This is a genomic window from Bradyrhizobium sp. DOA1 (assembly GCF_001593325.1).
GTDB lineage: Bacteria > Pseudomonadota > Alphaproteobacteria > Rhizobiales > Xanthobacteraceae > Bradyrhizobium.
Genome location: NZ_JXJM01000001.1, coordinates 5,341,472 through 5,354,777 on the forward strand (window position 1 = coordinate 5,341,472; position 13,306 = coordinate 5,354,777).

11 protein-coding genes are annotated in these 13,306 nt (G+C 63.4%); 7 read left to right on the plus strand and 4 right to left on the minus strand.

The genetic code is table 11. The features are described 5' to 3' along the window. Window positions 1-4: 4 nt before the first annotated feature. Complete coding sequence (locus tag SE91_RS24890) at window positions 5-1,534, minus strand: SUMF1/EgtB/PvdO family nonheme iron enzyme (RefSeq protein ID WP_061849480.1); 1,530 nt, start codon at window positions 1,532-1,534, stop codon at window positions 5-7. A gap of 323 nt (window positions 1,535-1,857) precedes the next feature. Between SE91_RS24890 and SE91_RS24895 the strand changes: the two genes are divergently transcribed. The 6 genes from SE91_RS24895 (at window position 1,858) to SE91_RS24920 (ending at window position 4,663) form a co-directional block, all read left to right on the plus strand. Next, on the plus strand, window positions 1,858-2,478 hold the full coding sequence (locus SE91_RS24895) for a hypothetical protein (protein ID WP_008559872.1): 621 nt from the start codon (window positions 1,858-1,860) through the stop codon (window positions 2,476-2,478). A 34-nt stretch (window positions 2,479-2,512) separates the two neighbouring features. Beyond that, window positions 2,513-2,962, plus strand: a complete 450-nt coding sequence (locus SE91_RS24900) for a DsrE family protein (RefSeq protein ID WP_061851298.1) — start codon at window positions 2,513-2,515, stop codon at window positions 2,960-2,962. Window positions 2,963-3,214: 252 nt separating this feature from the next. After that, window positions 3,215-3,538 (plus strand): ArsR/SmtB family transcription factor, encoded by a 324-nt coding sequence (locus tag SE91_RS24905; protein ID WP_061849481.1) that lies wholly within the window; start codon window positions 3,215-3,217, stop codon window positions 3,536-3,538. Then, entirely contained in the window at window positions 3,535-3,966 is a 432-nt protein-coding gene (locus tag SE91_RS24910; RefSeq protein WP_061849482.1) for an SRPBCC family protein, read from the plus strand. Before SE91_RS24905 ends, SE91_RS24910 begins: the two co-directional genes overlap by 4 nt. 42 nt (window positions 3,967-4,008) lie before the next feature. Next, a complete protein-coding gene (locus SE91_RS24915) occupies window positions 4,009-4,212 on the plus strand; it encodes a hypothetical protein (protein ID WP_061849483.1) in 204 nt (67 codons plus the stop codon). Between the two features lie 13 nt (window positions 4,213-4,225). Continuing rightward, complete coding sequence (locus SE91_RS24920) at window positions 4,226-4,663, plus strand: DUF1801 domain-containing protein (RefSeq protein ID WP_061849484.1); 438 nt, start codon at window positions 4,226-4,228, stop codon at window positions 4,661-4,663. 202 nt (window positions 4,664-4,865) lie between these two features. On the opposite strand, the gene SE91_RS24925 is transcribed toward SE91_RS24920, so the two are convergent. From SE91_RS24925 to SE91_RS24935, 3 genes are read right to left on the minus strand one after another with little or no spacing between them, the layout of a single operon-like run. Further along, window positions 4,866-6,401 carry a SpoVR family protein gene (locus SE91_RS24925; protein ID WP_061849485.1) on the minus strand — a complete coding sequence of 512 codons (1,536 nt, stop codon included), beginning with the start codon at window positions 6,399-6,401 and terminating at the stop codon, window positions 4,866-4,868. Beyond that, complete coding sequence (locus SE91_RS24930; RefSeq protein WP_193409783.1) at window positions 6,398-7,675, minus strand: YeaH/YhbH family protein; 1,278 nt, start codon at window positions 7,673-7,675, stop codon at window positions 6,398-6,400. Before SE91_RS24930 ends, SE91_RS24925 begins: the two co-directional genes overlap by 4 nt. Window positions 7,676-7,706: 31 nt before the next feature. Then, window positions 7,707-9,650 (minus strand): PrkA family serine protein kinase, encoded by a 1,944-nt coding sequence (locus tag SE91_RS24935; RefSeq protein WP_060735126.1) that lies wholly within the window; start codon window positions 9,648-9,650, stop codon window positions 7,707-7,709. Window positions 9,651-10,456: 806 nt separating this feature from the next. On the opposite strand from SE91_RS24935, the gene SE91_RS24940 reads away from it, so the two are divergent. Continuing rightward, a complete protein-coding gene (locus tag SE91_RS24940; protein WP_061849486.1) occupies window positions 10,457-13,306 on the plus strand; it encodes a bifunctional transaldolase/phosoglucose isomerase in 2,850 nt (949 codons plus the stop codon).

The window sequence follows — 13,306 nt, forward strand, 5'->3', positions numbered from 1 at the left end:
GTACCTAAGGACTGAGCGCGATCCGAAATCCATGCGTGGGGTAACGGACACCGGTATCGTATCCACCGCGGTTTGACGGCCGCACATATCCCGAATCGTTCTTCCAGGAGCCCGAGCGCAGGACGTGAGCACTGCAGTCAGCGGTAGTCCATGCCGAGCCGTCGCTGGGCGCGCCCTGATACGTCCGGTGCCAGCAGTCCGCGACCCACTGATCGATGCCGCCGCCCATGTCGTAGAGCCCGAATGGATTTGCCTTGAAGCTGCCGACCTTGGCCGGCTGCTCGGCCGCAAGTTCACCGCAATCCTTGCAGCCGGCCATGCCCGGCTGGAGCTTGTCGCCCCACCAATATTTGGTCTGCGTCCCACCGCGCGCCGCATACTCCCATTCGGCTTCGCTCGGAAGCCGGTAGGGCTTCTTCGTGGCCTGCGCGAGCCAGGCGGCATATTGCTGGGCATCGGTCCAGCTCACATTGCTGACCGGGGCATCGTCCTTGCCGGTGGCCGTGAATCCGCACGCCTTGGCGGCAGCGCATTCATTCCACTCCTGCACTGTCACCGGATATTTTCCGATCGAGAACGGCTTGATCGTGACCTGGTGGACGGGCCGTTCGGTCGGATCATCATTGCTTCCCATCGCGAAGCTGCCGCCGCGAATGGCGATCATCTCGGGCTCGCGAAGCGGCGTCGCCGATGGGCTGGGGGCCGGAGTTGGAGTCGGGGCCGAAGGCGACGAAGCCAATGACGGAGACGGTTGCGGCGTCTGGGTCGCCGCCTCGCTCGGCGGTGCTTGAGGACTCGGTGATGCGACCGGAGCTGCGGGCGGCGCGGCGGCCTGCTCGCCCCTCCTGCCGGGCTGCGCCAGCAAATACCAGAGCGCGCCGGTGGCTATTATCAGCACTGTAATGGCCAGCAAGAAGATCAGCGCGTTCTCGCGCCGGCTTCTTGTCTTGCCGACGGCATCCGCGTCCGGCAGCACACGATAGACGCGCACCGGATCGGTGATGTTCTTGACCTTGCGGTCGCCGAGCGACTCATAGCCGCATACCACCTTGTGCTTGATCTGCTCGTAGATCGCGCCCGAGATATAGACCTGACCGGGCTCGGCAATGCCCTCGATGCGCGTGGCGATGTTGACGCCGTCGCCGTAGACATCGTCCGACTCCACGATGACGTCGCCAAGATTGACGCCGATCCGGTATTCGAGCCGCGAATGCTTGGGGAGCGAAGCATTGCGGCCGATGAGGTTCTGCTGGATGACGATGCTGCATCGAACGGCCTCGACAGGGCTGTCGAAAATGGCGATGAAGCCATCGCCTGTCGTCTTCACCAGCGTTCCATGGTGCTCGACGATGCTGGGATAGATGAGGTCACGCTCGATCCGCTTGACGCGGACATGCGTCCCCTCCTCATCGGCCTGCATCATGCGGCTGTAGGAAGCGATGTCACCGACTATGATCGCTGCAAGGCGACGAGGCATGGAGCCGTGCGGAGGCGGCTCATCATTGCCGGATCTGAAGTTGCGAATTTCGCCCATTGCGGGGGACTCCACACACTGACAAGGCAGCCCCAGCTTACGACCGCCGAAGGCGGTCGTCTGTGAAGGCTATCACATTGACGAACCGAGACAATGTCCCAGCGATCGCAGGCGTCGAGTTCCGAAGGACCGCCCGCTTCACCGCTTGAACCTTCTTGATCCCATCGGTGACTAAGGCACGGTGTGAAGCCACTGGCCCGATTCCTCACCACGATGGCGGCACGAGCGACTTGCGAGGGTTGAACGCGAGGCATCACGTCTGCGTCTAACAGACAGCAGCTCTGTCCTGCTGCGGCAAAGCTTGTCATGCGCGCGAGGCCCTCATGAAGCTCGTCATCCTTGCTGTCCTCACTTTGGCTGCGCTGACCAGCGTCGGCCGCGCCGAGGACGTCGACGACATCCGCGAAGCCGGCAAGGCCGAAACCGAGACCTTCAACGCACGCATGTATGCGGGCCCGCCGGGCGAGAAGGCCTATGCCTGCTTCGTCCGCCGCTACGATGCCGACCATCTGGCACGGCACCCGAAGCAGAAGGTCGCCGCGATGAAGCTGCTGATCTCGGCGGAAGTCGACAAGGAGGACAAGGAGCTGCACCACTCCTTCCGCCTCGGCTTCAGGTACCGCCACCGCAGCGGCGATTTCGACTCCAGCGGCTCCTGCAACCACGCCGTATTCACCAGGAGCGGCGACGAAGTGCGCCTCGGCTGCGGCGTCGACTGCGACGGCGGCGGCATCGGCGTTGCGCTCTCCAAGGACGACAAGTCCGCGATCGTGCGGCTCGAACGTGTCAGGGTCTGGCAGAACAACAAGCCGGACGACGAGGCCGAGCATTCGCTGACCGCCGGCGCCGACGACAAGATCTTCCGCCTCGATCGCACCGACAACAGCGAGTGCGCCTCGCTGGTGACGGACCGCAAGGAACTCGCCGCGCTGCGCTCCAAGTGATATGTGTCCGGCGAAGTCAGGCCAGGAGATCGCCATGAACCGCCGGAACATCTTGTGGAGCGCCGTCTCGGCGCTGGGCGCAGCCTTTGGCGCCTCGCGTGCACAAGCCGCGACCGAAACGAGCGGCGGTAACAAGCTCAAGGTCGTTTATCACCTCAGCGACGCCGAGAAGGTCCATTTCGTGCTCGGCAACATCCAGAACCACATCGACGGCGTCGGCGGCCCCGAGCACGTCACGATCGCGCTCGTCATCCACGGACCGGCGCTGAAGGCATTTCACTCGGCCCAGGCCAACCCCGACGTCAGCAAGCGCGTCGGTGATTTCTCCAGGGGCGGCGTCGAGCTCGCGGCCTGCGGCAACACGATGAAGGCGCAGAACGTCACGCTGACGGATCTGCTGCCGGGCTTCGTCAACGCGGAGAAAGGCGGCGTGGTGCGCATCGCGGAGCTGCAATCGCAGGGGTATTTGTATCTGCGGCCATAGGGTTGCGCGAGGCGCCGCCATTTCCTCCGTCAATGCGAGCGCAGCGACTTGTCCGCCAAAGCCTCTGGCGAAGGCGGAAGCAATCCAGACTTTCTCTGCGGCGGTAGACTGGATTGCTTCGTCGCAAAGGCTCCTGGCGATGACGGTGGAGTAAGGTGCGCCGGAGAGGGTCGTATCCTCGCAATGTCGCTTGACTCACCCATAACCCCGCGGTTATGAATTAATCCATAACTCCCTGGTTATGGATTACCCATGCCCGCTGCCCCCGATCTCCTGTTCAGGACGCTCGCCGACCCGACCCGGCGGGCGATCTTCGAGCGGCTGTGCCGCGAGGGCGAGCAGACGGTCGGGGCCCTGACGCTGCGATCGGGCGTGTCCCAGCCGGCCGTCTCGAAACATCTCGGCGCCCTGAAGCAGGCCGGCCTCGTGCGCGACCGCCACGAGGGACGCCAGACCCATTACAGCGCGCAGCCCGGCGCGCTCGATCCGCTGGTCGACTGGACCAGCGAGATGACCGGGTTCTGGCAGCGGCGGCTCGACGCACTCGACGATCTCCTGAAGAGGATGGACCAATGACTGAAGCTTCGAGCGAGACGCGCTCCGTCGTGATCGAGCGCGAATTTGCCTTTCCGGCCGAGAAGATCTGGCGCGCGCTGACGCAGCCGCATCTGATCGAGGAATGGCTGATGAAGAACGATTTCAAGCCGGCCGTCGGCCACCGCTTCAATCTTCGCGGCGAATGGGGCGGCGTGCTGGACTGCGAGGTCCTCGCCATCGAGCCGCAGAAGACTCTCGCCTATACCTGGAATTTCTCGCATGAGGACGCGGCGTTCGATCTCAAGAGCGTCGTGACCTTCACGCTGACGCCGACTGGTGCGGGCACGCATCTGCGCGTCGAGCAGGCAGGCTTCAGCCCGACGCAGAAGCAGGCCTTTGGCGGCGCGCATGCCGGCTGGAAGCAGTTCTTCGCCAAGCTGGACGAAGTGCTGGCGCGCACAGACTAACTACACCGCCGTCCATTCCGATCATTTTCAAAGGAGGTCCCAATGAGCACCCACATGTGGATTCGGCAGGTTCATCGCTGGCTGTCGATGGCTTTTACGCTCGCGGTCATCGCCAACATCGCGGCGATGATCATGCAGGTCCCGGCCGTATGGATCGGCTTCCTCGCGCTCGTCCCGCTCATTCCGTTGCTCGCCACCGGACTCTATCTGTTCGCGCTACCCTATGTCGGCCGCAGCAACGCGTGAACGAGGCGAGACGATGAAGAAGGCGGTGACGGCGAAGAAGGCTGGCGCGAACGACGCGAAGGAGGCTTCCCCCTCCAAGCTGATCGACGGCAGGATCAAGGAGCTCGGTGACTGGCGCGGCGAGATGCTGGGACGGGTCCGCGGCCTGATCAAGCAGGCCGATCCTGATGTCGTCGAGGAGTGGAAATGGCGCGGCGTTCCCGTGTGGGAGCACGACGGCATCATCTGCACCGGCGAGACCTACAAGGAGGTGGTGAAGCTGACCTTCGCCAAGGGGGCGGCGCTGGAGGATCCGGTGGGCCTGTTCAACTCCAGCCTGGACGGCAACGTCCGGCGCGCGATCGACATTCGCGAGGGCGAGAAGATCAACGAAAAGGCGTTGAAGGCGCTGATCCGTGCGGCCGTTGACCTGAACGCATCCAAGAAGAAGCCGGCCAAGCAATCGGCGTAGGGCACATAGCTCGCGTTTAATGGATTGAGCACCCGCGGGAAGGCTGCAACATCTGCCGCTTGCGGGAGAGGTCGGCGCGTCGCGCCGGGTGGGGGCTCTCGCCTCTTGGGGAGTCCCATTGCGGAGAAACCCTCAAGCGGGGGAGGAAGTTCATCTCCCTCGCAGTGCTCAAAATGCTGGATTCAGGAGCTAACGGCGCTCCTCAGGCCGCCGCCGGGATCGGGCGCGGGCTCACGACGTATTCGCGCAGGACCTTATCGTTGGCATCGACCTCGACCAGCGAGACATCGTAGGTCCAGAGGTCGGCGAGATGCTGGAGCACGCGCTTGGCATCGGTCTCATTGAGCTGCGAGCCCTTGATGACGTGGTGATGCAGGATCAGCCGGCGGTCGCCGGAGAGATCGACGTCGACCACCTCGATATTGGCGTCGATGAAGCCGACGTCATGCTGCCGTGCCAGCTCGCGCCGGACCCGGCGGAAGCCGCGCTCATCGTGGATGGCATCGACCCGGATGCCGGCACGCTCCTCCGGATCGTCGTGCAAATGGAACATGCGGAAGTGCCGCATCAGCTTCGGACTCAGGAACTGGCCGATGAAGCTTTCGTCGCGGTAGTTGGCCCAGACGTCGCGCAGCACGCCCATCACGTCGTTCTTGCCGGCGATATCAGGGAACCATTCGCGGTCCTCGTCCTCCGGATTGGTGACGATGCGCTCGATGTCCTGCATCACGGCAAAGCCGAGCGCATAGGGATTGAAGCCGGAGAAGCGCGGATCATCGAACTCGGGCTGGAACACCACATTGGTGTGCGATCCCAGGAATTCGAGGAAGTTGCCGTCGGTGATGCGGCCCTGCTGGTGCAGCTGGGTCATGATGCGGTAGTGGACGTAGGTCGCCGTCCCCTCGTTCATCACCTTGGTCTGGCTCTGCGGATAGAAATATTGCGCGATGTGGCGGACGATGCGCAACAGCTCGCGCTGCCAGGGCGCCAGCCGCGGCGCGCTCTTCTCCAGGAAATAGAGCAGGTTCTCCTGCGGCAGGCCGAGCAGCTTGCGGCGGCGTTCGATGCTGAGCGCGGAGCGGCTCTTGGCGGCGCCCTTGGGCACGGTGCGCCAGAGATCGTTGAAGACCTCCTCCTCGTGCTGGCGGCGGCGCCCTGCCCGCTTCTCCTCGGCGCGCAAATCGAGCTTCTTCTTGCCGGGATAGCGGTCGATGCCATGCGACATCAGCGCGTGCGCGGCATCCAGCGTGCGCTCGACCTCGATGCGGCCGTAGCGCTCCTCGCAGGTCGCGACATAGTTCTTGGCGAAGTCGAGATAATCCAGGATGCCGTCGGCATCGGTCCACTGCTTGAACAGGTAGTTGTTCTTGAAGAAGTGGTTGTGGCCGAAGGCGGCGTGCGCGATCACCAGCGTCTGCATCGTCGCCGTGTTCTCCTCCATCAGGTAGGAGATGCAGGGCGAGGAGTTGATCACGATCTCATAGGCGAGGCCCATCAGGCCCTTGCGGTAGGACGCCTCGTGAAACGCGAAATGCTTGCCGAACGACCAGTGTTTGTAGAACAGGGGCATACCGACCGACGAATAGGCGTCCAGCATCTGCTCGGCGGTGATCACCTCGATCTGGTTCGGGTAGACGTCGAGCCCGAGATCCTTCAGCGCCACCTCCTCGCAGGCATCCGTGATGCGCTGCAAGGTGTGGAAATCCCAATCCGCGCCTTCGAACAAGCGTTCCGTCATGGAGCGGCCTTCTCCTGAGTGGTTTCGCGGCGCTGGAACAGGTCGTGGAACACCGGGAAGATCTCGCTGCGCTCGGAGACCTTGCGCATCGACAGCGGCGCGCCGCTGTTGCGTAGGCGGTCGTACAAGCTCCAGAGCGAGGAATCGGAGAGATCGAAAGCGCTGCCGCCGGATTCCCCGACCTCGAGATAGGCAAAAAACTGGCAGACCGGCAGGATCTTGTCGGTCAGCAGCATGCCGGTGAGCTCGCCGTCGGAATAGGAATTGTCGCCGTCCGAGGCTTGCGCAGCGTAGATGTTCCAGTCCGAGGGATTGAAGCGCTCGCGCACGATCTCGTGCATCGCCTGGAGCGCGCTGGAGACCAGCGTGCCGCCGGAGGCCGGACCGTAGAAGAAGGTCTGCTCGTCCACCTCCTCGGCGCGGTCGGTATGGCGGATGAAGACGATCTCGACATGCTTGTAGCGCCGCTTCAGGAACACATAGAGCAGCATGTAGAAGCGCTTGGCCAGATCCTTCATGTGCTCGGACATCGAACCGGAGACGTCCATCAGACAGAACATCACGGCTTGCGCCACGGGCCGCGGCACCTTCTCGTAGCGGCGGTAGCGGATATCGAGCGGGTCGATGAAGGGAATGCGCTTGGACTTCGCCTTCAGCTTCGCGAGCTTGTCCAGCAGCTCGATGCGAACATCCTCGTCGGTGCACGCGGCGATCTCGGCCTCGAGCTCCTCGATCTCGCTCTTGCGGGGACGGCGGAGCGCGATGCGGCGAGCGAGTGCGAGCTGCACCGTCCGGCTCACCGAGATGTTGGCGGGCGAGCCCGAGGTGGTGTAGCCGGCGCGCTGGATGCCCTCGCTCTCGGTCTGCGCGATCTTGCGCTTGGCGAGATCCGGCAGTTCGAGGTCGTCGAGGAAGAGGTCGACGAATTCGTCGCGGCTCAGCACGAAACGGAAGGCGTCCTCGCTGTCGCCCTCGCCCGGACCTGAATCCTTGGCACTGCCCTGACCGGAGCGCTGGAGATAGTCGCCCTCGATGAACTTCTTGTTTCCGGGCAGCACCATGTCGCGCGTGCCGCCTTCGCGGCGGAAGCGCGGCTCGTGCATGCCGTCGAGCGGGATCGTGACCTCACCACCCTCCAGGACGTCCTTGATGTCGCGTTCCTGCGAGGTCTTCTTGACGGCGCCCTGCACCAGGGACTTGGCCCGACGCAAGAACCGCTGCCGGTTCTCAAGACTCTTGCCGCCTGGATTCAGGCGCCTGTCAATGATGTGAATGGGCACTTGACCATTCGCCTCCCATCCCGCCTCAACCGGCCTGCTTCACGCGCATGTACCATTCGACGAGCCGGCGAACCTGACGCTCGGTGTAGCCGCGCTCCACCATGCGTGCAACGAACTCGCCGTGTTTCTTCTCCGTCTCGCCGTCCTTCTTCGACCCGAAGGAGATGACCGGAAGCAGGTCCTCGACCTGGGAGAATATCCTCTTTTCGATCACGTCGCGAATCTTCTCGTAGGAGGTCCAGGTCGGATTCTTGCCGCCGTTCTGGGCCCGGGAGCGTAACGAGAATTTGACGACCTCGTTGCGGAAGTCCTTGGGGTTTGCGATGCCCGCCGGCTTCTCGATTTTCGTCAATTCCTGGTTCAAAAGCTCGCGATCCAGCAGCTGGCCGGTGTCGGGATCCTTGAAATCCTGATCCTCGATCCAGGCGTCGGCATAATCGACGTAGCGGTCGAACAGGTTCTGGCCGTAGTCCGAGTAGGATTCGAGATAGGCCTTCTGGATCTCGTTGCCGATGAACTCGGCATAGCGCGGCGCGAGCTCTGCCTTGATGAATTCGAGATAACGTTTCTCGGTTTCCTCCGGCAGCTGCTCGCGGCGGATCGCCTGCTCCAGCGCGTACATCAGATGCACGGCGTCGGCGGCGACCTCCTGCGGATCGTGGTTGAAGGTCGCAGCCAGGATCTTGAAGGCGAAACGGGTGGAGACGCCGTCCATGCCCTCGTCGACGCCGGCGGCGTCGCGATATTCCTGGACGCTGCGCGCCTTCGGATCGGATTCCTTCAGGCTCTCGCCGTCATAGACCCGCATCTTGCCGAACAGCGTGGAGTTCTCGTGCTTGCGCAGACGCGACATCACCGAGAACCGTGCCAGCGTCTCCAGCGTCGAGGGCGCGCAAGGCGCGGCCGCGAGCTCGGAGCCCTGGATCAGCTTCTCGTAGATCTTCTGCTCCTCGGTGACGCGCAGGCAGTACGGCACCTTGATCACGCAGATGCGGTCGATGAAGGCCTCGTTGTTCTTGTTTGCCTTGAAGCTCGCCCACTCGGCCTCGTTGGAGTGCGCGAGGATGACGCCGGTGAAGGGAATCGCGCCGATGTTCTCGGTGCCGATGTAGTTGCCTTCCTGCGTCGCCGTGAGCAGCGGATGCAGCATCTTGATCGGCGCCTTGAACATCTCGACGAACTCGAGCACGCCCTGATTGGCGCGATTGAGGCCGCCGGAATAGCTGTAGGCGTCGGGATCGTTCTGCGCGTAGGTCTCGAGCTTGCGGATGTCGACCTTGCCCACCAGCGAGGAGATGTCCTGGTTGTTCTCGTCACCCGGCTCGGTCTTGGAGATCGCGATCTGGCGTAGCCGCGACGGCTGGATTTTTGCGACCCGGAACTGGGAAATATCGCCGCCGAAGGCTTCGAGCCGCTTGTAGCACCACGGACTCATCAGGCCGGTGAGGCGGCGGCGCGGAATGCCGTACTTCTCTTCCAGCATCGGGCCGAGATGATCGGGATCGAACAGGCTGAGCGGGCTCTCGAACACGGGCGATAGTTCGTCGCCGGCCTTCAGCACGTAGATCGGATGCACTTCCATCAGCGACTTCAACCGCTCGGCGAGCGAGGATTTGCCGCCGCCGACCGGGCCGAGCAGATAGAGGATCTGCTTGCGCTCTTCGAGGCCTTGCGCGGCGTGGCGGAAGAAACCGACGATGCGCTCGATGGTTTCTTCCATGCCGTAGAAGCCCGCGAAGGCCGGATAGGTACGGATCGTGCGGTTCAAAAAAATACGGCCAAGGCGGGTATCCTTGGCCGTGTCGATCGTCTGGGGGTCACCGATGGCAGCTAGCAGTCGTTCGGCCGCGTTCGCGTATTTCATGGGATCGCTTCGACACGATTCCAGATATTCCGCCATCGACATGTCGTGCTGGCTTCTCGCCTCGAACGACCGAGCGAAAGCGTTGAATAGAGAATCGTTGTACATGATCCCTCTCCGCGTGAAGTTCCGCTACAAGCTGAAACGAAAGCAGTTACCGGACCGTTCCTCAGGCCGTTTCGAATCAGCGTGAGCACATGACGATCATTGGACACCTTGGTGCCGGCTCGACGCAACGCACAACGTAGGCACTCGTTGAGTTACGAACAGGCACATGCCTGTAATTTGAGCGAATCTACATCCATATTGGCTCATTTCCAGAAAATGTCACTCGCTCGCAACATCCGGGCATTACCGGGGATGCGTTCATCCGGCGCTGCAGCATAGCGATCTGCCAGCGGCGATCTTATGACGCTTGTACGGCGAAGCCTTGAGCGGTCGTTCATCTTCCTGCTGCAATGCAGTGCACAGACCGCCGACGGTGCGACGATCATGGCAAGCGCAGCGATGTATCGAAATCAGTCGCCGAGTCCTGCGACAAACGAACCATGCGAACGCCTCGCGCACAACGCGACGCGCTCGGCTCTGCCGCCGCAGGACTGCGTCAGCAGGATCATCCTGCGACTTGCGTCACGCCTCGGTCAAAACTTCCGCCACTAAAGTCGTACAGCAGTCATTCGTTGCCGTCGCGACCGTTGCCGCTGCGACGATCGCGGATGCCAACGGAATGACGAACACCACCCTCCCAGTTCGGCAGGGCCGCCTGGATCGCCATGATCGCGACGGAGTTACCGCGCAGGGTATGACGCCCATGCCCTTGATTGGTTCCCACAAGGAAGCATGTAGGCTACAGGATAGCGCGTCAGGACCGGCGCGGAAACCCCTCGCCCGCAGGCTTGGAGACAATAAACATCATGAATCCCGTCAAAGAACTGGAAAAGCACGGACAAGCCGTCTGGCTGGACTTCCTCGCCCGCGGCTTCATCGCCAATGGCGATTTGAAGCGGCTGATCGACACCGACGGCGTCAAGGGCGTCACCTCCAATCCTTCGATCTTCGAGAAGGCGATCGGCAGCTCGGACGAGTACGACGCCCCGGTCGGCAAGGCGCTGAAGCGCGGCGACCGGACCGTGGCAGAGTTGTTCGAGGCGGTCGCGATCGAGGACATCCAGAGTGCCGCCGACGTGCTGCGCCCGGTCTATGACCGCCTCAAGGGCGGCGACGGCTATGTCAGCCTGGAAGTGTCGCCTTATCTCGCGATGGACACGTCGGGCACGGTCGCCGAAGCGCGGCGGCTCTGGAAGGACGTTGGTCGCAAGAACCTGATGGTGAAGGTGCCGGCGACGCCCGAGGGCCTGCCGGCGATCGAGCAGCTGATCGGCGACGGCATCAGCATCAACATCACGCTGCTGTTCTCGAAGGAGGTTTATCTCCAGGTCGCCGAGGCCTACATCGCCGGGCTCGAGAAATACGTCGCGGGCGGCGGCGACCCCTCGCATGTGGCGAGCGTCGCGAGCTTCTTCGTCAGCCGCATCGACTCGGTCGTCGACAAGCAGCTCGACGAAAAGATCGCCCGCGTCAACGACCCCTCCGAAAAGGAGCGGCTCGCCGCGCTCAAGGGCAAGGTCGCGATCGCCAATGCCAAGCTCGCCTATCAGGACTACAAGCGCCTGTTCTCAGGACCGCGCTGGGAGAAGCTCGCTGCCAAGGGCGCCAAGCCGCAGCGCATGCTGTGGGCATCCACCGGCACCAAGAACAAGGACTACAGCGACGTCCTCTATGTCGAGGAGCTGATCGGCCCCGACACCGTCAACACCGTGCCGCCGGCGACGCTCGACGCCTTCCGCGACCACGGCAAGCCGCGCGACAGTCTGGAAGAGAATATCGAGGATGCGCAGCGCGTGCTGGAGGAGCTGGAGCGCTCGGGCATCTCGCTCGATGCGATCACCGAGGAGCTGGTCAAGGACGGCGTCAAGCTGTTCGCCGACGCCGCCGACAAGCTCTATGGCGCCGTCGCCCACAAGCGCGTCACCGTGCTGGGCCCCGCGCTCGACCGCCAATCTCTCTCGCTCGGCGACGGGCTCGGCAAGGCGGTGGTGGAGAGCACCGAGGAATGGCGGGCGTCAGCCAAGATCCGCAGGCTGTGGCAGCGCGATAAGTCGGTCTGGACCGGCGCGGACGAGGACAAATGGCTGGGCTGGCTCGACAGCGCGGCCAAGGCCGATATCGCCGACTACGAGGATTATGCGGGCCGGGTGAAGGGCCAAAAGTTCTCCGACGCCGTCGTGCTCGGCATGGGCGGATCGAGCCTCGGGCCGGAGGTGCTCGCCGAAACCTTCGGCAAGAAGCCCGGCTTCCCGAAACTGCATGTGCTTGATTCCACCGATCCGGCGCAGGTGCGGGCGATGGAGGCCCGGATCGACATCGCCAACACCGTCTTCATCGTCTCCAGCAAATCCGGCGGCACGACCGAGCCGAACGCGATGAAGGACTATTTCCATGCGCAGGTGGCCAAGGCGGTCGGGACCAAGGTGAAGACCGGCCATCGCTTCATCGCCGTGACCGATCCCGGCTCGTCGCTGGAGAAGGCAGCGAAGAAGCTGAACTATGCCCGCATCTTCCACGGCGAGCCCTCGATCGGCGGACGTTACTCCGTGCTCTCGCCATTCGGTCTGGTGCCGGCGGCGACCGCCGGCATCGACGTCAAGACCTTCATCAAGCATGCACTGGCGATGGCGCGCTCCTGCGGGCCGGACGTGCCGCCGAGCGAGAATCCGGGCGTGCAGCTCGGACTTGCCATGGGCCTGGCCGGCCTGGAAGGCCGGGACAAGGTGACGATCCTGGCCTCGAAGAAGATCGCCGATTTCGGCGCCTGGGCCGAGCAGCTCATCGCGGAATCCACCGGCAAGGAAGGCAAAGGCCTGATCCCGATCGAGGGCGAGCCGCTGGGCGATCCTTCCGTCTACGGCAGCGATCGCTTCTTCATCGATATCCGTATCGAGGGCGAGGCGGATGCGGCCCACGACTCCCAGCTTGCCGCCATCGAGGCGGCCGGCCATCCCGTGGTCCGTATTGTCATGAAGTCGATCGAGCATCTCGGCCAGGAGTTCTTCCGCTTCGAGATGGCGACGGCCGTGGCCGGCAGCATCCTCGGCATCAACCCGTTCGACCAGCCGGACGTGGAAGCGGCCAAGATCAAGACGCGCGAGCTCACGTCCGCCTTCGAGAAGACCGGCGCGCTGCCGGAAGAGCAGCCGGTCGTCAGCACCACGGACGCCGATCTCTACACCGACGAAGCCAACGCCACGGCGCTCCGCGCCGCCGGCGCCAATGGCGACCTCACCTCCTGGCTGAAGGCGCATCTGTCGCGCTCGGGCGATGGCGATTATGTCGCCCTGCTCGGCTACGTCGAGCGCGACAAGGCCACGATAGACGCGCTCCAGGCCATGCGGCTCGAGGTGCGCGAGAAGCGGCATGTCGCCACCTGCGCCGAGTTCGGCCCGCGCTTCCTGCACTCGACCGGACAAGCCTACAAGGGCGGACCCGACAGCGGCGTGTTCCTCCAGATCACGGCCGACGACGCCAAGGACCTCGCGGTGCCGGGCCAGAAGGCCAGCTTCGGCGTGATCAAGGCGGCGCAGGCGCGCGGCGATTTCGACGTGCTCACCGAGCGCGGCCGGCGTGCGCTGCGCGTGCATTTGAAAGGCGGAGTCAAGAAAGGTCTCGCCGCGCTCAATGCGGCGCTCAACGACGCGCTGAACTAA